Annotated in this window: 19 protein-coding genes; 7 read left to right on the top strand and 12 right to left on the bottom strand. The window is 61.0% G+C overall.

The features are described 5' to 3' along the window. Positions 1–47: 47 nt before the first annotated feature. The gene (rpiA, locus tag QU606_RS01845) at positions 48–719 is read left to right on the top strand and encodes a ribose-5-phosphate isomerase RpiA (RefSeq protein WP_024077955.1); all 672 of its coding nucleotides are present in this window, start codon (positions 48–50) and stop codon (positions 717–719) included. 125 nt (positions 720–844) lie between these two features. Here rpiA and QU606_RS01840 read toward each other — a convergent pair whose 3' ends face one another. The 4 genes from QU606_RS01840 to QU606_RS01825 all read right to left on the bottom strand — a co-directional run bounded on the left by QU606_RS01840 (position 845) and on the right by QU606_RS01825 (position 5357). After that, entirely contained in the window at positions 845–1759 is a 915-nt protein-coding gene (locus QU606_RS01840; RefSeq protein WP_024077956.1) for an SdiA-regulated domain-containing protein, read from the bottom strand. A gap of 120 nt (positions 1760–1879) precedes the next feature. Continuing rightward, entirely contained in the window at positions 1880–2806 is a 927-nt protein-coding gene (locus tag QU606_RS01835; protein ID WP_024077957.1) for an SdiA-regulated domain-containing protein, read from the bottom strand. A 468-nt stretch (positions 2807–3274) separates the two neighbouring features. Then, positions 3275–3940 (bottom strand): fumarylacetoacetate hydrolase family protein, encoded by a 666-nt coding sequence (locus QU606_RS01830; RefSeq protein WP_024077958.1) that lies wholly within the window; start codon positions 3938–3940, stop codon positions 3275–3277. Positions 3941–3962: 22 nt separating this feature from the next. Further along, positions 3963–5357 (bottom strand): FAD-binding oxidoreductase, encoded by a 1395-nt coding sequence (locus tag QU606_RS01825; RefSeq protein ID WP_069077232.1) that lies wholly within the window; start codon positions 5355–5357, stop codon positions 3963–3965. A gap of 205 nt (positions 5358–5562) precedes the next feature. Here QU606_RS01825 and serA point away from each other — a divergent pair, with 205 nt between their 5' ends. Next, positions 5563–6792: a phosphoglycerate dehydrogenase gene (gene serA, locus QU606_RS01820; RefSeq protein ID WP_024077960.1), complete on the top strand. Its 1230-nt coding sequence runs from the start codon at positions 5563–5565 to the stop codon at positions 6790–6792. Between the two features lie 67 nt (positions 6793–6859). On the opposite strand, the gene QU606_RS01815 is transcribed toward serA, so the two are convergent. Continuing rightward, positions 6860–7315: a DUF4399 domain-containing protein gene (locus QU606_RS01815; protein WP_150295587.1), complete on the bottom strand. Its 456-nt coding sequence runs from the start codon at positions 7313–7315 to the stop codon at positions 6860–6862. 133 nt (positions 7316–7448) lie between these two features. Between QU606_RS01815 and QU606_RS01810 the strand changes: the two genes are divergently transcribed. After that, the gene (locus tag QU606_RS01810; RefSeq protein WP_024077962.1) at positions 7449–7976 is read left to right on the top strand and encodes a transporter substrate-binding domain-containing protein; all 528 of its coding nucleotides are present in this window, start codon (positions 7449–7451) and stop codon (positions 7974–7976) included. Here QU606_RS01810 and QU606_RS01805 read toward each other — a convergent pair. Both QU606_RS01805 and QU606_RS01800 read right to left on the bottom strand, forming a co-directional pair. Then, complete coding sequence (locus QU606_RS01805; RefSeq protein ID WP_304998059.1) at positions 7927–8409, bottom strand: DUF523 domain-containing protein; 483 nt, start codon at positions 8407–8409, stop codon at positions 7927–7929. The two genes, QU606_RS01810 and QU606_RS01805, sit on opposite strands and share 50 nt — an antisense overlap. A 2-nt stretch (positions 8410–8411) precedes the next feature. Continuing rightward, a complete protein-coding gene (locus tag QU606_RS01800; RefSeq protein ID WP_024077964.1) occupies positions 8412–9044 on the bottom strand; it encodes a 2OG-Fe(II) oxygenase in 633 nt (210 codons plus the stop codon). A 131-nt stretch (positions 9045–9175) separates the two neighbouring features. On the opposite strand from QU606_RS01800, the gene QU606_RS01795 reads away from it, so the two are divergent. Then, the gene (locus QU606_RS01795; protein WP_024077965.1) at positions 9176–9928 is read left to right on the top strand and encodes a DUF2059 domain-containing protein; all 753 of its coding nucleotides are present in this window, start codon (positions 9176–9178) and stop codon (positions 9926–9928) included. Positions 9929–10198: 270 nt separating this feature from the next. Here the strand turns inward: QU606_RS01795 and QU606_RS01790 are convergent, their stop codons facing one another. Further along, a complete protein-coding gene (locus QU606_RS01790; protein WP_024077966.1) occupies positions 10199–11140 on the bottom strand; it encodes an alpha/beta hydrolase in 942 nt (313 codons plus the stop codon). 111 nt (positions 11141–11251) lie between these two features. Between QU606_RS01790 and QU606_RS01785 the strand changes: the two genes are divergently transcribed. After that, positions 11252–11827 (top strand): DUF6436 domain-containing protein, encoded by a 576-nt coding sequence (locus tag QU606_RS01785; protein ID WP_102625495.1) that lies wholly within the window; start codon positions 11252–11254, stop codon positions 11825–11827. A 30-nt stretch (positions 11828–11857) separates the two neighbouring features. Beyond that, positions 11858–14212 (top strand): penicillin acylase family protein, encoded by a 2355-nt coding sequence (locus tag QU606_RS01780; protein WP_304998058.1) that lies wholly within the window; start codon positions 11858–11860, stop codon positions 14210–14212. 283 nt (positions 14213–14495) lie between these two features. On the opposite strand, the gene QU606_RS01775 is transcribed toward QU606_RS01780, so the two are convergent. Beyond that, on the bottom strand, positions 14496–15461 hold the full coding sequence (locus tag QU606_RS01775; RefSeq protein WP_168233486.1) for a GlxA family transcriptional regulator: 966 nt from the start codon (positions 15459–15461) through the stop codon (positions 14496–14498). Between the two features lie 459 nt (positions 15462–15920). Between QU606_RS01775 and QU606_RS01770 the strand changes: the two genes are divergently transcribed. Continuing rightward, positions 15921–16562, top strand: a complete 642-nt coding sequence (locus tag QU606_RS01770) for an HD domain-containing protein (protein ID WP_024077970.1) — start codon at positions 15921–15923, stop codon at positions 16560–16562. Between the two features lie 82 nt (positions 16563–16644). Here the strand turns inward: QU606_RS01770 and QU606_RS01765 are convergent, their stop codons facing one another. The 3 genes from QU606_RS01765 to QU606_RS01755 are packed head-to-tail and all read right to left on the bottom strand — an operon-like array spanning position 16645 to position 19585. Continuing rightward, the gene (locus QU606_RS01765; protein ID WP_024077971.1) at positions 16645–17529 is read right to left on the bottom strand and encodes an ABC transporter permease subunit; all 885 of its coding nucleotides are present in this window, start codon (positions 17527–17529) and stop codon (positions 16645–16647) included. After that, entirely contained in the window at positions 17526–18446 is a 921-nt protein-coding gene (locus QU606_RS01760; protein WP_024077972.1) for an ABC transporter permease subunit, read from the bottom strand. The genes QU606_RS01765 and QU606_RS01760 overlap by 4 nt, the downstream gene beginning before the upstream one ends. Beyond that, positions 18443–19585, bottom strand: a complete 1143-nt coding sequence (locus QU606_RS01755) for an ABC transporter ATP-binding protein (protein WP_024077973.1) — start codon at positions 19583–19585, stop codon at positions 18443–18445. Before QU606_RS01755 ends, QU606_RS01760 begins: the two co-directional genes overlap by 4 nt. Between the last annotated feature and the right edge of the window lie 27 nt (positions 19586–19612).

Genomic DNA, 19612 nt, shown 5'->3' with positions numbered 1-19612 from the left:
GGGTTATACTCGCGCCCTCTTTACTCCCCGCCCGTTCCGGAGCCCGCATGACCCAGGATCAACTCAAACAGGCAGTGGCCCAGGCCGCCGTCGATTTAATCCTTCCTAAACTCGACGACAAGAGCATCGTCGGTGTCGGCACCGGCTCCACCGCCAACTGCTTTATCGATGCGCTGGCCAAGCACAAGGGCGCATTCGATGGCGCCGTGGCCAGCTCCGAAGCCACCGCCGCACGCCTCAAGGGCCATGGCATTCCGGTGTACGAGCTCAATACCGTGAGCGACCTGGAGTTCTATGTCGACGGTGCCGATGAAAGCGACGCGCACCTGAACCTGATCAAGGGCGGCGGCGCGGCCCTGACCCGCGAGAAGATCGTCGCGGCCGTGGCCAAGACCTTTATCTGCATCGCCGACGCCAGCAAGCTGGTGCCGGTGCTCGGCGCGTTCCCGCTGCCGGTGGAAGTGATCCCCATGGCCCGCAGCCACGTGGCCCGCGAACTGGTGAAACTGGGCGGCGACCCGGTGTACCGCGAAGGCGTGTTGACCGACAACGGCAACATCATCCTCGACGTGTTCAACATGCAAATCACCAACCCGGTGGAGCTTGAGACTCAAATCAACGCCATCGTCGGCGTGGTCACCAACGGCCTGTTCGCTGCGCGTCCGGCTGATGTGCTGTTGCTGGGCACGCCCGAAGGCGTGAAAACCCTCAAGGCCTGAGAACACCACACATCCAGTGTGGGAGGGGGCTTGCCCCCGATGGCGGTGCCTAAGTCAAGTAGATGTCGACTGACACATCGCTATCGGGGGCAAGCCCCCTCCCATATTTTTTGATCGGCGGTGCCTCAGAGATTGGGTTTCTTGAACACATAGAACAGGTTCGGCTCGCTGACCAGGTACAACGTGCCCTCGTCATCCATGGCGATCCCTTCGGCCTGCGGCACGCGCTTGCCCAGGCCATGGCGCCCTTTGAGCAGCGACAAACTGCTTAATGGCCGCCCATCGATATCCAGCTCCAACACCAGGAACGACTCATCCGACAGCGCCAGCAAATGACCGCTGCGCTCATCGTATTGCAAGCTTGAAAGGTCGCGCACAAACAACCCGGCATCGCGCCTGGGGTTGTTGACCACGTGCACTGAGTAGGTTTTTTCCGGTTTGAAATGGGGAAAGCCGTGGACCTCGTAGATCAGCATCGGGTCGCGCTCCTTGGCGACAAACAGGCGCTTGCCAACCGAGTCATAGGCCAACCCTTCGAACCCCTTGTTGCCGCCGACATGCATGCCCAGGGTCATCTGCTCCGCGTCGGCCGCGTCGAGGAACTGGGTGTCGTCGTCCACATGCACCTTGATCAGGCGTTGCTGGCGCTCATCGCTGATGACGTAGATGTTGTCGCTGATGAACTCCACGGCTTCGGCATCGCCAAACCCCACCAGGGGAATGCGTCGCAGGATCTTGCCCTGCAGGGACAGTTCGATCAGTTCGGCGTTTTTATTGGTGACAGTAAACAGGCTGTTGCGCACCGGGTCGTAGGTGAGCGCTGAAACATCGTCGTCGAGCCCCTCGATCACCTGGGCTTCGAGGGCGACCCGATAATCCGCCAGGCCGATGGAGCGCTCGTCGGCAGGCTGGCGCCACGCTTTCCAGTTGAACCAGGCGCGCTCGAACAGACGAAACTGTTGCGCAAAGACGCCGACGGAAACCAGCGCAATCAACAGCAGGATAAACAATGCAGGTTTGGGGCGGGCAAATCGGCGCATCGGGGCGGGCTCGAAGAAAAACTGGCGAATAGATATCAAGGTCGCCTGAATTTAAACTTAAACGCACCGGACTGTCTGGCGAATGCCGCTCATAGAGACGCATCCGACGTAATCGGTCTGCTATTTCCGCTTCTCGAAGCGATAGAACAGGTTTGGCTCACTGACAAAGTACAGGTTGCCACTCTCGTCCATGGTCACCCCTTCCGCGCGGGGGATGGTGTCTTTCAGGCCATTGAAGCCGCCGAGCAAGGTCATGAAGCTGACCTGCTTGCCCTTCTCGTCCAGCTCCAGCAACAGGTGGGAGTCCGCCGACAGCACCAGCAAGTGCCCGGTACGCGGGTCGACGGCCAGGGCCGAGAGGTTGCGCATGTCCAGCTCGGTGCTGGCCAGCTTTTGCTTGTCGCCGACCAGGGTCTGGCTACCGTCGCTTTTCCAGGTGAACAGCGCCGGCGGTCGTTCTTCACCCAGCACCAGTTGCTGGTTGCGCTTGTCCCAGGTGATGGCTTCAAAGGCTTTGTTCTGGTCTTTGGACGGCCCCAGGTCATAACTGGAGAAGTCCGCCTTGTTCAACGCTGTCGTACCGGCGTCGACCTTGATGATGGTCAGGCTGTGCTGGCGCTCATCCACCACGGCCATCAGGCCGTTTTCCATGACAGTCACACCTTCCGGGTTATTCCAACCGTTGAGCGGCATCTTGCGCAGCACATCGCCTTGCAGGGTCAACTCAACCAGGAACGGGTTCTTGCCCATGACCGAAAACAGGGTTTTGGTCTGCGGGTTATAGGCCAGGTCGGAAGCCTCGTCCTTCTCCATGCCGGGCAACAACTTGGCGTCGATCACGGCGCGATAGTCCGGTAGCCAGACACTGGCCTCGCGCTCGGCGGGCGATTCAAAACGCTCCACCAACCACAACACACCCCGATTGTCCCAATGCATGGCCCAGGCGATGCCATACACAATGGCCCCGACCAGGAACAGCCAGGAATACCAGCGCAGGGCAAAACGCGAACGTCGCTTGGGCGTCAGGGTAGGCAGGGGCACAGCCATTGGGCGCTTATCCAGAAAGTCAGCATTAGGTGATAGCACAGGCTCGACGAGCCTGCGTGTTCGAGGCTGAGGATTATCCGGATAGCGTGTGAAAAAAATGCAAAACATTGGATTTGTGGCGAGCGGGCTTGCCCTAATGCCGTTCAGTTAAGGCTTTTTTGTAGGAGCGAGCTTGCTCGCGAAAAACTCACAGGCGCCGCGTTGATTCAGGAAACACGCGTTATCGTTGACGCTTTTCGCGAGCAAGCTCGCTCCTACAGAAGGCGATGTACGCTTAACTGAACGGCATTAGGGCTTGCCCCGCGTTGGGCTGCGAAGCAGCCCCAAAACACAGCCCCGGAGCTGACTGAAACACTGCAGCGCTCTTATTGGGGCTGCTGCGCAGCCCAACGCGGGGCAAGCCCGCTCGCCACAAGGATGCGAGAGTTAGCGCAACCCCACACATTTTTACCGCGTTTCGTCAGGCGCTCAGCGAACGCTGCTTTCGAAGCGGTTCACGCCAGACAGTTCCAGCACCAATTCATCACCCACATTCAGCGGGCCTACGCCGGCCGGGGTGCCGGTGAGGATTACATCGCCAGCTTGCAGTGAGAAACAGCCGGCCATGTGCTGGATCATCGGGACGATCGGGTTGAGCATCTGCGCGCTATTGCCGTCCTGGCGCACTTCGCCGTTGATGGTCAGGCGAATGCCGATATCGGCCAGGTCCGGGAACGTACTGCCGACCACGAACGGGGCAATCACCGCCGCGCCGTCGAAGGACTTGGCGATTTCCCACGGCAAGCCCTTGGCTTTGAGCTCAGCCTGCTTGTCCCGCAGGGTCAGGTCCAGGGCCGGGGCGAAGCCGGAGATGGCGTCCAGCACTTCTTCACGGCTGGGCTTGGTCGACAGGGGCTTGCCGATCAGCACGGCGATTTCCGCTTCGTAGTGCACCGAACCGCGTTCGGTCGGAATGCTGAAACCACCTTCCAGCGGCACCACGCAACTGCCCGGCTTGATGAACAACAACGGCTCGGTCGGTACCGGGTTGTCCAGTTCCTTGGCATGTTCGGCGTAGTTACGCCCAATACACACCACTTTACCCACAGGAAAGTGGATGTTGGTGCCGTCGACATACTTGTGCTGGTAGCTCATGAAACGACTCCTTCAGGGGCGGTTAAACAGCGAAGATCTTGCCAGGGTTCATGATCCCTTTCGGGTCGAACACGGCCTTCACGGCCTTCATGTATTCGATTTCAACCGGCGAGCGGCTGTAGGTCAGGTAATCGCGCTTGGTCATGCCCACGCCGTGCTCGGCGGAGATCGAGCCGTTGTACTTCTGAACGGTTTCGAATACCCATTTATTCACGGTGGCGCACTTGGCGAAGAACTCGTCCTTGCTCAGGTTTTCCGGCTTGAGGATGTTCAAGTGCAGGTTGCCGTCGCCGATATGGCCGAACCAGACGATTTCGAAGTCCGGGTAGTGTTCGCCGACGATCGCGTCAATTTCCTTCAAGAACGCCGGCACTTTGGAGACAGTCACCGAGATATCGTTCTTGTAGGGCGTCCAGTGGGAAATGGTCTCCGAGATGTACTCGCGCAGCTTCCACAGGTTGTGCAGTTGGGTTTCGCTCTGGCTCATCACGCCATCCAGCACCCAACCCTGCTCCACGCAGTGCTCGAAGGTTTCCAGGGCATGGTTGGCAACTTCTTCGGTGGTGGCTTCAAATTCCAGCAGCGCATAGAACGGGCATTCGGTTTCGAACGGTGCAGGCACATCGCCACGACCGAGGACTTTGGCCAGGGCCTTGTCGGAGAAAAACTCGAACGCGGTCAGGTCCAGCTTGCCCTGGAAGGCATGCAGCACCGGCATGATCGAATCGAAGTCGGTGGTACCGAGCACCATGGCGGTGAGGTTTTTCGGCGCCCGATCCAGGCGCATGGTGGCTTCGACCACAAAGCCCAGGGTGCCTTCAGCACCGATGAACAGCTGGCGCATGTCGTAGCCGGTGGCGTTCTTGATCAGGTCGCGGTTCAGCTCCAGCACATCGCCCTTGCCGGTGACGACTTTCATGCCGGCCACCCAGTTACGGGTCATGCCGTAGCGAATCACCTTGATCCCGCCGGCATTGGTGCCGATATTGCCGCCAATCTGGCTCGAACCGGACGACGCGAAATCCACCGGGTAGTACAAGCCGTTTTCTTCGGCGACGTTCTGCAATTGCTTGGTGACCACACCCGGCTGGCACTTGGCGGTGCGGTCGGTGAGGTTCACCTCGAGGATCTGGTTCATATAGTCGAACGAGACGACCACTTCGCCATTGGCCGCGACCGCGGCGGCCGACAGGCCGGTACGGCCACCGGACGGCACCAGCGCCACTGTGTGCTCATTGGCCCAGCGGACAATGGCCTGCACCTGCTCGATGGTCTTGGGGAAGACGATGGCGGTGGGGGCGGGAGCGAAGTGCTTGGTCCAATCCTTGCCGTAAGCCTCCAGGGAGTCTGCATCGGTCAGCACTTTGCCGGGCTCAACCAGGGTCTTTAGCTCATCAATCAGGGCAGGATGGGTCATCGACAGAACTCTCGAACAATTCATGGTCATCCTGAGAACGCTTCACGTCGCAGGAATAGGTGTTTAGCGGGGCGCGTATGCTAGCATACCGCCCCCGCAGGACAGAGCCCAAAGGCGTTTCTGCGGTGACGGCTTTCCTGCCGTCCGGGTCAGCTTAAGCGATCCGATTCCCTGCCATTTTTCTCCGGGATACAGGTTTACGCAGATGAGCAAGACTTCTCTCGATAAGAGCAAGATCAAGTTCCTTCTTCTGGAAGGCGTCCACCCATCGGCCGTCGAAGTACTGAAGGCCGCCGGGTACTCCAGCATTGAGTACATCACCAGTTCTCTGCCGGAAGCCCAGCTCAAGGAAAAGATCGCCGACGCGCACTTTATCGGCATTCGCTCCCGCACCCAGCTGACCGAAGAGATCTTCGATCACGCCAAGAAACTCGTGGCGGTCGGCTGTTTCTGCATCGGCACCAACCAGGTCGACCTCAACGCAGCGCGCGAGCGCGGCATCGCGGTGTTCAACGCACCGTACTCCAACACCCGCTCCGTTGCGGAACTGGTGCTGGCCGAGGCGATCCTGCTGTTGCGCGGTATTCCTGAGAAGAACGCTTCCTGCCATCGTGGCGGCTGGATCAAGAGCGCAGCCAACTCCTTCGAAATCCGCGGCAAGAAGCTGGGTATCGTCGGTTACGGCTCGATCGGTACTCAGCTGTCGGTCCTGGCTGAAGGCCTCGGCATGCAGGTGTTTTTCTACGACACCCTGACCAAGCTGCCATTGGGCAACGCCACGCAAGTGTCGAGCCTGACCGAGCTGCTGGGCATGTCCGATATCGTCACCCTGCACGTGCCGGAAACCGCTGAGACCCAGTGGATGATCGGCGAGAAGGAAATCCGCGCCATCAAGAAAGGCGGGATCCTGATCAACGCCGCACGCGGCACCGTGGTCGAGCTGGACGCCCTGGCCGAGGCGATCAAGGACAAGCACCTGATCGGCGCCGCCATCGACGTGTTCCCGGTGGAGCCGCGCTCCAACGACGACATCTTCGAAAGCCCGCTGCGTGGCCTGGACAACGTGATCCTGACCCCGCACATCGGCGGTTCCACCGCTGAAGCCCAGGCCAACATTGGCCTGGAAGTGTCGGAGAAACTGGTCAAGTACAGCGACAACGGTACGTCGGTCTCGTCCGTCAACTTCCCGGAAGTGGCCCTGCCGGCTCACCCTGGCAAGCACCGTCTGCTGCACATCCACCAGAACATCCCTGGCGTGATGATGGAGATCAACAAGGTCTTCGCGGAAAACGGCATCAACATCTCCGGTCAGTTCCTGCAGACCAACGAGAAGGTTGGCTACGTGGTGATCGACGTCGACGCCGAGTACTCGGACCTGGCGCAAGAGAAGCTGCAGCACATCAACGGCACTATCCGTAGCCGCGTGTTGTTCTAAGGCTTTAAACGCTGCATAAAAAATGGGAGACCCGCAGAGGTCTCCCATTTTTTTGTCTGAACAAATCTTACTTGACGTTAACGGTGATCACTTTCGAGGCTACAGTCGGGTTGAACTGCATGTGCAGCTTGTCGCCGGCCACCAGTTGCAAGGTGTGCTTGCCTGGGGTGAGGGTCAATTCGGTTTCGGTCTGGGCTTTGCCGTAGTGGATCACGGTGTCGGTGGCCGGGATCGGCGCGCTGGCGTCTGGCAGCTCTTTCTGGTCAACCAGCAAGTGGTGGTGGCCGGTGCCTGGGGTCTGGTCGGTAGCCGGGGCCAGTTTCAGGCCTTCCATACCGAATTTCACGGTGAAGGTTTTATCGACGGTGGCGCCGTCTTTGGGCGAGACGATAAACACCTTGGCGCCTTCGGGCGGTGCGCTGCGCGGGATACCATCGGCGGCGGAGGCCAACATGGAGGCACCCAGCAATAGGCTGGCCAGCACTGTATTAGAGAGTGTTGCGCGTGACAAAAGGGCTTTCATTCGCTTCTCCGGTTTTTCAAGAAATGTGTTGGGTTATGACAACTTCGCGACAAATTGCTGTCCAAGGCACTCAACACCATAGCAAAGCGATGCTGAACGGCGCCTCGCACATAAAAATTCTCTAGGAGTGACCATGCGCTTTTCGCCTGGCCTGTTACTGCTGCTTCCCCTTCTGAGCCCCCTGGCTCACGCCGAACTGGTCGATGATGTGTTCGATCGTGGCGAACTGCGCATCGCCCTTGAAGCCAATACGCCACCGTTCAACTTCAAGGACGGCGACAAACTCACCGGTTTTGAAGTGGAACTGGGTGAACTGCTGGCAAAGGAAATGGACGTACGCTCCTCGTTCATCACCACCGATGACGCCGACTTGCTGCCAGGGGTGGCAACCGGCAAGTACGACGTGGCCATTAACCATATCGCTAAGACTGCCGACCTTGAGGATCAGTTCGATTTCAGTGAGGTTTATCGCGAGAAGCCCGATTTGGTGATCCCATTCCAAAAGGGTAACCCCGCGTTCAAGACGAGCCTTGACGGCGCGCTGAAACGGGTGAAGGAGGATGGCCGGTTAAAGGCGCTGTCGCAGAAGTGGTTTGACGCAGAAGCACCGACTACAGCTGCGCCAGTGCCTGCGCAGCCTCAGGCAACTCCAGCTCACTGAACACCTGCACGCCGTGGCGTTTGAGCAGCGCCGCGGTTACGCCCTCGCCCTTCACTTTCACGCCGGTAAAGGTGCCGTTATAAGTGAGCAGGTTGCCACACGACGGGCTGTTGGCCTTGAGCACGGCGATGCGAATAGCGTGGCGTTGCACCAGCGCCAAGGCCTGGCGGGCGCCGTCGAGAAAGGCGGCGCTGAAATCTTCGCCCTCGGCCGTCAGCACCTGGGCGCGCCCCTCCCACACATCCACACCCTGCCCGCCTGGGATCTCGGCGGCAGGTCGTGGCGTTGGCAAACCACCCGACACTTCCGGGCAGATCGCAACCACACGCCCCTCGGCCTGCCATGCGGCCAACTGGTCAAACGGCCCGCTGGCCCCGCCGTCGTAACGCACCTTGTGCCCGAGCAGGCAGCGGCTGACAAGAATCTTTTGCATGCTCAAAACGGCTCATTGCCCCGCCGGCGAAACCAGCCCGTCAGGGACAGGCGCTCACGCGTAGCAGGCAAAACTTCGTGGGGTACCTCGCCCGACAGGAACACCACCAGGCAACCGCCGGTGGGCACCACGTCGTATTCGACGCCGTCCTTGAGGTACATGCGCAACTGGCCGCCATGCTCGGGCAGCCAGGCGTCGTTCAAGTAGATCACCGCCGACACCGTGCGCCGATCATCATCGCGAAACCGGTCCAGGTGCTTGAGGTAGAAGGCCCCTGGCGGGTACATCGCGAAGTGGCTTTCGAAATCCTCCAGGCCCAGGAACAGGTTGCGGTTCATCGCCAGGCGCAGGCTGTCCATCAACGCCATATAGTCGCCACAGACCGCCGCGTCGCCCTCTTCCAGCCACTGGATATGGTCGCCGCGAATACCCTCACGAATTTCCTGGGCCGGCCCGCGCCCCACCGCCGCCGGCGACAGCTCACCTTCGGCCGCACGTTTACGGCACTCAGCCGCCAGTTCCAGGGTCAGAGCCTGGGACAGGAAGGCGTTCTGCTGCGACCAGCCTTTCTCGGCCAGGTCGTCGACGATGCGTTGCAGCAGCGGGTGATCAAAGGGTATTTGCATGGCGCGCATAGTATCCATACGCCTATGAATCCGACAGAGCCGCCGAGCGTCTGAATGCACTTTAGTCAGGTGACTGATAGGACTTCTCGACAAATCCTACGCCCGACACGGACAATAGTGGCCGACTGACAGGAGTCCATATGCGTCGTTTGTTTTTTTCCTTGCTGATGTTCTGCGTTTTGCCCGCCTGGGCAGACGGCCATGACCAGTTGTACAAGGTCGCCGGCTGGGCCGAACAACGTGCGCATTTCAATGATGCCCTCAGTGCAGCCCAGCAACGCTACCGCAACAGCCTGCCGCCGGCGGTGTACCAGGCGCTGGTGGACAACAGCAACAGGCGCTTCGCCGCCCAGGCCATGGACCAGCGTGCCGAAGCGCAGTTGCGCCAGCACCTGGCGGACCCCAAGCCGGCCCTGGCGTTCTTCCAATCGCCGCTGGGCCGCAAGATCGTCGCCGCCGAATTGCTCGCCACCCGCCGCGACCAGTTGGCTAAAAATGCCCAGGGCCTGCCGCATGTCGAAGCCGACGCCACCCGCAGCCTGATCATCGGCCACTTGGCCCAAGCCCTGCCCGCCCGTGAAGCCGGTGCGGAAGTCAGCCTGGCAATCGCCGGCGTGGCGGCCGACAGCTTGAGCCAGATGATTCCCGGCCTGTTGGGCGGTGACCAAGCCCAGGGCATGCTGGATGGGCAACGCGAGCGCTTGATGCAACAGATCGGCAATGACCTGAACAACACACTGCTGTACGTCTATCGAGATTTGTCTGACCCGGAGTTGGAAGAATTCGCGACGTTTGCGGAGTCGCCGGAGGGTAAGGCGTATTACCGGGCGGCGCTGGCAGCGGTTCGTGCGGGGCTGGCGGTCGGCCAAAGCACTTCAAGCCTGACGCAGTAGAAAATGTGGGAGGGGGCTTGCCCTAATGCCGTTCAGTTAAGGCTTTTTTGTAGGAGCGAGCTTGCTCGCGAAGAACTCACAGGCGCCGCGTTCACTCAGGAAACACGCGTTATCGTTGACGTTTTTCGCGAGCAAGCTCGCTCCTACAGAAGGCGATGTACGCTTAACTGAACGGCATTAGGGCTTGCCCCCGATGGCAGTGGGTCAGCTACAGATAAGCTGACTGATGCACCGCTATCGGGGGCAAGCCCCCCCCACATTTGGATTGCGTTATTTCAAATGGTCTGTCAAATACCGGAAGTACTCTTCACGAATCTCCGGAATCTCATTGGCCAGGTGATGCCGGCCACGCGGCAGCATCAACACCTCGGGCTGGTCGAACTTGCCCCGCAGTACCTGCAAGTTGTGCTGCCAATCCACGGTCATGTCTTCCTCTCCCTGCACAATCACCGGCCGCCGTGGGCTGCGCGGTGCGGCTTCGATGCGTTTGATCCAGCGCGCCAGCGCCCCCACCCAGGCGGTTGGCAGCTGGCGCGGCTGAAGCGGGTCGGCCTCCAGGAACGGCTTGAACTGCGGGTCGTTGGTGTTCTCGCTGAAACGCCGGGCGATGCCTTTGACGAACGGGCGCAACAGGTAATAGCTGACCTGCGACCACCCCCACGCACGCGGCCGTACCAGCGGAGACAGCAGGAAGGTCTTGCCTTGGGCCGGGCTGTCGGCCCCGCGGCTGAGCAGGTGGTCGACCACCACCGCGCCGCCGGTGCTTTGCCCGAACAAGTGCCAGGGCTGCGGCAATTGCAGCGCTTGGGCTTGAGCGAACAGTGCCTGCACCACGTCCTGATACACCGCAAAATCATCGATGCTGGCACGCGCGCCGCTGGACAAGCCATGGCCTGGCAAATCGCAGGCGATCACCACAAAGCCCTGGTCCAGCGCCCAGTCCACCACGTGGCGATACAGCCCCATGTGGTCGTAGAAGCCGTGGAACATGAACATCGTCGCCACCGGTGCGGGCGGCCACCATACCTGGGCCACCACCTGGAACCCATCGACCTCGAAACGTCCCAGCCGGCTCACTGCCGGCACTTTGCGTGCGGCCAGGTCCAGGCCGTAGAAACGCTGGTAGACCCGCGCCTCGGCGCTGAGCGGCTGCGCATCCACCAGGGGTCGCAAGCTTTCGCGCAGATGATCGGGGTCAAAGGTGACGGGCATAGGAGGTTCCAGACTTGAGGCTTCACGCACTGCGCAGATGAATATCGAGCTGCGATATTCATCTGTCAGGGCAAGCATGGCAAGCTACGCGACCTTCGAGGATAGATCTGAATGCGACAGCCCTACCGCAGTGCCTTATTCGCCAGCCTGCTCCTGATCCTCTGCGTCGGCGTGCTATGGGCCGCCTATGATTGGTTCCAAGGCCGCTACCTGCGCGCCTTCAGCGAACATACGGCGGTCTTTTCCGGCGACGCCCTGCGCCTGCCCGCCGACCTTGCCGGCCCCGGCAACATCCGCCTGGTGCACTTCTGGGACCCGGCCTGCCCGTGCAACGTCGGCAACCAGCAACACCTGGCCGAGCTGATCGAGCACTACGCGCCCCAGGGCGTCGAATTCTACGCCCTGCAAAAAACCGGCAGCCACGGCCAATTGCCCGATAACCTGCGCCAGATGAAAATCCTCACCGCCCTGCCCGGTGCCGACCAGATACCCGCCGTCCCCGCCGTGGGGATCTGGGATCGCACGGGCAAGCTTGCGTATTTCGGGCCTTATAGCGAAGGGCTGACGTGCAATTCCAGCAACAGCTTTATCGAGCCGATCCTCAAGGCTCTTGAAGACGGACGCGCAGTGAATGCCACTCACACCCTGGCGGTGGGCTGCTATTGTTCGTGGCCAACAGGTTCGTAGCCCACTCCCATCTCTTGCTAAGGAATGTTCATGAAGCGCGTCTTGCAGGCTCTCGCGGTTCTGGTGGTGCTGATCGCTCTCGGCGCCGGCGGGTACGTCTACAGCAAACTGCCCACCCGCCAGGGCACGGTTGAGCTGGCGCACCTGCAAGGCTCGGTCACCGTGCGCTACGACGACCGTGGCGTGCCGCATATCCGCGCCGAGAACGAGACCGACCTGTACCGCGCCCTGGGCTATGTGCAGGCCCAGGACCGGCTGTTCCAGATGGAAATCATGCGGCGCCTGGCCCGTGGCGAGCTGGCCGAGGTGCTGGGGCCCAAGCTGCTGGAGACCGACAAGCTGTTTCGCAGCCTGCGCATTCGTGAGCGCGCCCTGAGCTATGTGGAGCATATGGACCGCGAGTCTGCGTCGTGGAAGGCCCTGCAAGCCTATTTGGACGGGATCAATGCGTATCAGGACAGCCACGCCAGCCCGATGGAGTTCGACGTGCTGGGCATTCCCAAGCGCCGGTTCACCGCCGAAGACACCATCAGCGTCGCCGGCTACCTGGCCTACAGCTTTGCCGCCGCGTTTCGTACAGAGCCCTTGCTGACCTATGTACGTGACCAGTTGGGCAGCGATTACCTGAAAGTGTTCGACCTCGACTGGCAACCCAAGGGCGCACTCAACCTGGCCGCCGGCGATTGGCAAACCCTTGGCGCCATCGCCTCCCTGAGCGAACAAGCCTTGGCCGACAACGGCTTGCCGCAGTTCGAAGGCAGCAACGCCTGGGCCATCAGTGGCAACCGCACCAAAAGCGGCAAGCCGTTGCTGGCCGGTGACCCGCATATCCGCTTCTCGGTGCCGTCGGTGTGGTACGAGGCGCAGTTGTCGGCGCCGGGCTTCGAACTGTACGGCTATCACAACGCGCTGGTACCGGTGGCGTTCCTGGGGCACAACCTGGACTTCGGCTGGAGCCTGACCATGTTCCAGAATGATGACCTCGACCTGATCGCCGAGAAGGTCAACCCGGACAATTCCAACCAGGTCTGGTACCACGACCAGTGGGTCGACATGACCAGCAGCGAGCAACAGATCGCGGTGAAAGGCCAGGCACCGGTCACGGTCACCCTGCGCCAGTCGCCCCATGGCCCGATCATCAATGACGTGCTTGGCGACAATGCCGGCAAGACGCCGATTGCCATGTGGTGGGCGTTCCTCGACACCGAGAACCCGATCCTCGAAGGTTTCTACCAGCTCAACCGCGCCGACACCCTGGCCAAGGCGCGCGCGGCTGCATCCAAGGTTTCCGCGCCGGGGCTGAATATCGTGTGGGCCAATGCCAAGGGCGATATCGGCTGGTGGGCGGCGGCACAGTTGCCGATCCGCCCGTCCGGTGTCAACGCCGGGTTTATCCTCGACGGTAGCAGCGCCCAGGCCGACAAGCTGGGTTTCTACCCCTTCAGCGCCAACCCCCAGGAAGAAAACCCCGCGCGTGGCTATGTGGTGTCGGCCAACGCCCAGCCGGTATCGCCCACGGGCATGGAGATCCCCGGTTATTACAACCTGGCCGACCGGGGCCAACAGTTGAACGCGCAGTTGAGCGACAAGAGCGTGAAGTGGGATGTGAACAACAGCCAGGCCTTGCAACTGGGCACCACCACCGCCTACGGCCCGCGCCTGCTGGCGCCGCTGCTGCCGGTGCTGCGCGAGGTGGTCAAGGACCCGGCGCAATTGAAGTTGGTGGAACAGCTTGCCAGCTGGAAAGGCGACTACCCGCTGGACTCCACCAGCGCCACGCTGTTCAACCAGTTCCTGTTCAACCTGGCCGATGCCACCTTCCACCCGAAACTGGGCGACGGCATGTTCAAGACCCTGCTCGGCACCCGCGTGATCGACGCCGCCTTGCCACGCCTGGCCGCATCGGCGGATTCACCCTGGTGGGACGGCAAGCGCGCCGACCTCGTCAAACTGGCCTGGGACAACAGCCTGGCGCACCTCAAGACCACCTTCGGCGATGACCCGGCTCAGTGGCAGTGGGGCAAGGCCCATACCCTGACCCACAGCCATCCACTGGGCTCGCAAAAGCCATTGGACTTGATCGTCAACGTCGGCCCCTTCCCGGCGCCCGGCACCCACGAAGTGCCGAACAACCAGTCGGCCGCCATCGGCCCGGCGCCATGGCCAGTGACCTACGGCCCATCAACCCGCCGCCTGATCGACTTCGCTGACCCGGCCCACGCCCTGACCATCAACCCGGTGGGGCAAAGCGGCGTGCCGTTCGACAAGCACTACAGCGATCAAGCGGAAACCTATATCGAAGGGGGTTACGAGCAGGCGCATTTCAGTGATGAGGAAGTCACGGCCAATACGCGCGGTACGCTGAAGCTATTGCCCGCTCGATAACGGCCTGAAACGCGATCAAACCTGTGGGAGGTCCCGCTAAAAGCGCCGTCGCCCAGCAAACTGGCCCCCTGTGGCAAGCGGGCTTGCCCTTTGTAGGAGCGAGGGGGACGCCTAGTTCTTGCTCGCGAAAAACGTCAACGATAACGCGTGTTTCCTGAATCAACGCGGCGCCTGTGAGTTCTTCGCGAGCAAGAACTAGGCGTCCCCCTCGCTCCTACAGAAGGCGATGTACGCCACAAAAAATGCCGTCGTTTAATACAGCCCTTCCCATGGTGTGTTCCGTTTAGAGCGGCGCCGCAAAGTTGCGCCGGAACTGTTGCGGCGTCACGCCCAGGCGGCGATTGAACACGCTGCGCATGTGCTGCGCATCGCGAAAACCGCACTGATAGGCCACGGTCTTGAGCGGCGCGGGACTGCTTTCGAGCATCATCCGCGCCGCATCCACCCGCGCCCGCTCGACAAACTCCGCAGGCGTTATCCGCGCTTCACGGGTGAACACCCGAGAGAAATTACGCGCACTCATATTCGCGGCCTTGGCCAGGTCGGCGATGGTCAAGTCACCGGTCAGGTTCGCCAAGACGTACACCTGCACCAGCGCTACCGCCGAGGTGGTTTCGGCATGGGGCGTGAGGAACGGGCTGAACTGTGACTGCCCACCCGAGCGCTGGGTGAACACCACCAGGCGCTTGGCCACGCTCAGCGCCACCTCCGGGCCATGGTCCTGGGCCAACAGGTACAGCGAGAGGTCGATACCCGCCGTGACGCCAGCCGAGGTGTAGAGGTTGCCGTCTTGCACGTAGAGGCGGTCAGCTTCGACCTGGGCGCGGGGGCACAAACGCGCCAGGCCTGCCGCATCATTCCAATGCGTCGTGACGGTTTTTCCATCCAGTAGCCCGGCGCGCGCCAGCGTGAAGGCGCCGTTGCAGATTGAACCGAAGCGCCGCGCCCGGGCGGTTGCACCACGCAGCCAATCATCGAACGGGGCGCCAAATTCCTCGAAGGGCAATTGCGGGCCACCGGGGACCAGCAGCAGGTCATAGGCTTGCAGGGCTTCGCTGTAGTGCCGGTGGGCCTGCAATGACAAACCGTTGGAGGCAGCCAGCGTGCCGTGGTCCAGCCCGATGACCTCCATCTGGTAGTGATCCTGGGGCGGCAGAAAGCGGTTGGCTTCGCAGAACACATCCAGGGGGCCGGTCACATCCAGTGACTGGACGCCGGGGAAGATCAGGATGGCGACGGTCTTGTGCATGCTCACAGACACCTTTTTCTAGCGGAATAAAATGCAAACCCTGTGGGAGGGAGCTTGCTCCCGATGGCGTTGTATCAGTCAGCAGATGCAGTGCCTGGTGCTCAGCTATCGGGGGCAAGCCCTAATGCCGTTCAGTTAAGCGTACATCGCCTTCTGTAGGAGCGAGCTTGCTCGCGAAAAACGTCAACGATAACGCGTGTTTCCTGAGTGAACGCGGCGCCTGTGAGTTCTTCGCGAGCAAGCTCGCTCCTACAAAAAAGCCTTAACTGAACGGCATTAGGGCAAGCCCCCTCTCACATTTTGATTTTCGCAGGCTTCGAGAGTGATATCGCCCGCTACACCCTAGTCGATTTCCCCTTGGCACGATGTGACGGCAGATTGGCCGGGATCGCCCCCTCGTCACCATGGCCGCTTCACGGGCGCGCGGCCAGACTGGATGCTTTCCAGAGGAGAACCACCATGAGCACCACCATCGCCGGCATCAAGATCCCGGACAGCGCCCTGGCCAAGGCCACCACCGAGTACATCCGCGACATTGAATCCGACCTGCTCTACCACCACTCCCGCCGGGTATTCCTGTTCGGCGCCTTGAGCGGTGAGCGCAGGCAACTGGCCTACAACCCCGAGTTGCTGTACGTCGGTGCGATGTTCCATGACCTGGGCCTGGTGGAAGGCCATCGCAGTGACAACGAGCGTTTCGAAGTAGACGGTGCCAACGCAGCGGCGGATTTTCTCAAGCCCTACGGACTGAGCGACGACGATATCGAACAGGTGTGGCTGTCCATCGCCCTGCACACCACACCGGGTGTGCCACAGCATCTGCGCCCGACCGTGGCGCTGGTGACGGCCGGCGTGGAAATGGACGTGCTGGGCATGGACTACGCCGCCTTTCCCAGCGTGCAGCGCGAAGCCGTGGTGCATGCGCATCCACGTGGTGAAGGGTTCAAGGAGTGCATCATCTGCGCCTTCGCCGACGGCTTGCGCCATCGTCCGCAGACCACGTTTGGCAACGTGAAGACCGATGTGCTGGTGGACCAGGAGCCGGGGTTCAAGCCGATGAATTTTGTCGAGGTGATTCGCCAGTCGCCGTGGTTGGCGTAGCGGCGTTGAAATGCAATCAACTGTGGGAGGGGCGGTGCGACGTTTCGACTTGCCCCCTCCCACATTTTGACCGCGCAGGCTTTTAGACCGGCGCTGGCGCCCGACGCACATCCGGCTGCTGCCAGCCATCCGCCGCTGCTTCTTCGATCGCCTGCTGGATCGCCTTCTTGCGCATTTCTTCGGCACGCCGGCTGAAGAACCACACCAGGAAGGTCACCAGCGATACCGCCAGCAGAATCAGGCTGGCCACGGCGTTGATCTCGGGTTTAACCCCCAGGCGCACTGCCGAGAACACTTCCATCGGCAAGGTGGTCGAACCCGGGCCCGACACGAAGCTGGCCAGTACCAGGTCATCCAGGGACAGCGCGAACGACATCATCCCACCGGCCGCCAACGACGGCGCGATCATCGGGATGGTGATCAGGAAGAACACCTTCCACGGCCGCGCACCCAGGTCCATCGCCGCTTCTTCGATCGACAGGTCCAGTTCACGCAGGCGCGCCGACACCACCACCGCCACATAGGCCGCGCAGAACGTGGTGTGGGCGATCCAGATGGTGACAATGCCACGCTCCTGGGGCCAGCCGATCATCTGCGCCATCGCCACGAACAGCAGCAACAGCGACAGACCGGTGATCACTTCCGGCATCACCAACGGTGCAGTCACCAGGCCGCCGAACAGCGTACGGCCTTTGAACTGACTGATGCGCGTCAAGACGAACGCGGCCAAGGTGCCCAGCGCCACCGCCGCCACCGCCGTGTAGCAGGCGATTTCCAGGGAGCGCGCCACCGAGCCCATCAACTGGGTGTTGTCCAGCAGGCCCACGTACCACTTGATCGACCAACCGCCCCACACTGTCACCAGCTTGGATTCGTTGAACGAGTAGATCACCAGGATCAGCATCGGCAGGTAGATGAACAACAACCCCGCCACCAGCATGAAGCTTGAGAAACTGACGCGCTTCATATCTTGCCCTCCATCTCTTTGGCTTGGCTGCGGTTAAACAGGATGATCGGCACGATCAGGATCGCCAGCATCACCACCGCCAGGGCAGAGGCCACCGGCCAGTCACGGTTGTTGAAGAATTCTTGCCACAACACTTTACCGATCATCAGGGTTTCCGGGCCGCCAAGCAGTTCCGGGATCACGAACTCGCCCACTACCGGAATGAAGACCAGCATGCAGCCGGCGATGATGCCATTCTTGGACAGCGGCACGGTGATCTTCCAGAAGCTGTTGAACGTGCTCGACCCGAGGTCTGACGCGGCTTCCAACAGGCTCTGGTCATGCTTCACCAGGTTGGCGTACAGCGGCAGGATCATGAACGGCAGGTACGAATAGACCACGCCGATATACACCGCGATGTTGGTGTTGAGGATCTGCAACGGTTCGTTGATCAGGCCCATGGACATCAGGAAGCCATTGAGCAAGCCGTTGTTGCTGAGAATGCCCATCCACGCATACACGCGGATCAGGATCGCGGTCCAGGTCGGCATCATGATCAGCAGCACCAGCACGGTCTGCATCTCCTTGCGCGCACTGGCAATCGCATAGGCCATCGGGTAGCCGATCACCAGGCAGAGGATGGTGCTGAAAAACGCCATCTTCAGCGAGCCCAGGTACGCGGCGATGTACAACTCGTCATCGCCGAGCATCGCGTAGTTGGCCAGGTTCAGCACCAACTGCAACTTCTGCTCTACGAAGGTGTAGATCTCGGTGTATGGCGGGATCGCCACGTCGGCTTCGGCAAAGCTGATCTTCAGGACGATGAAGAACGGCAGCATGAAGAACAGGAACAGCCAGAGGAAAGGGATCCCGATGACCACATGCCGGCCACCGGGGGTTATTCGTTGCAGCTGGCGCTTGAACTTTTTCATATTCATGAGCGAAGTACCACGCCGCTGTCGTCTTCCCACCATACGTACACCTGGTCACCCCAGGTCGGACGCTGGCCACGGCGCTCTGCGTTGGCAACGAAGGACTGCACCAGCTTGCCGCTCGGCAGCTCGACGTAGAACACCGAGTGGCCACCCAGGTAGGCGATATCGTGCACCTTGCCGCTGGACCAGTTGTGCTCGCAGGTCGGCATTTCGGTGGTCACCAGCAGTTTTTCCGGGCGGATGGCGTAGGTCACCGACTTGTCTTCGACCGCTGTGGCGATGCCGTAGCCCACGTAGATGTCGCGGTCCAGGTCCGGGCATTTGAGTACCGCGTGGCCTTCGGCGTCGTCCACCACCTGGGTGTCGAAGATGTTGACGTTGCCGATGAATTCGCACACCAGGCGGCTGGTGGGGGTCTCGTAGATGTCGACCGGGCTGCCGATCTGGGCGATCCAGCCCAGGTGCATGATTGCGATGCGCTCGGCCATGGTCATGGCCTCTTCCTGGTCGTGGGTCACCATGACGCAGGTCACGCCGACACGCTCGATGATTTCCACCAGTTCCAGTTGCATCTGCGAACGCAGTTTCTTGTCGAGGGCGCCCATCGGCTCATCGAGCAGCAGCAGTTTCGGGCGCTTGGCCAGGGAACGGGCCAGGGCCACGCGCTGACGCTGGCCGCCCGACAACTGGTGCGGCTTGCGCTTGGCGAACTGGCTCATCTGTACCAGCTTGAGCATCTCGGCCACGCGCGCATCCACTTCGGCCTTGGGGATCTTGTCCTGCTGCAGGCCGAACGCGATGTTCTGCGCCACGGTCATGTGCGGGAACAAGGCGTAGGACTGGAACATCATGTTGATCGGCCGCTCGTAGGGCGGCATATCAGTGATGTCCACGCCGTCGAGGTAGATGCGACCTTCGGTGGGGCGCTCAAAGCCTGCGAGCATGCGCAGCAAGGTGGATTTGCCCGAACCCGAACCGCCGAGCAAGGCGAATATCTCGCCTTTCTTGATTTCCAGGGACACATCGTCCACGGCAATCGTCTCGTCGAACTTCTTCGTGACCCGGTCGATTTTGACCAGCACCTTTTTCGGTGTCTGGTCGCCCTCGAGGGCTTTCTTATAGGCGCCGGAGGCAACTGCCATTTACGAAACTCCCAAAAAAAAGAGTGC

The sequence above is a fragment of the Pseudomonas sp. OVF7 genome, from assembly GCF_030644265.1.
GTDB lineage: Bacteria > Pseudomonadota > Gammaproteobacteria > Pseudomonadales > Pseudomonadaceae > Aquipseudomonas > Aquipseudomonas gorinensis.
The sequence above is the reverse complement of the archived record's forward strand: the minus strand, read 5'-3'. Positions and strand labels throughout refer to the sequence as shown.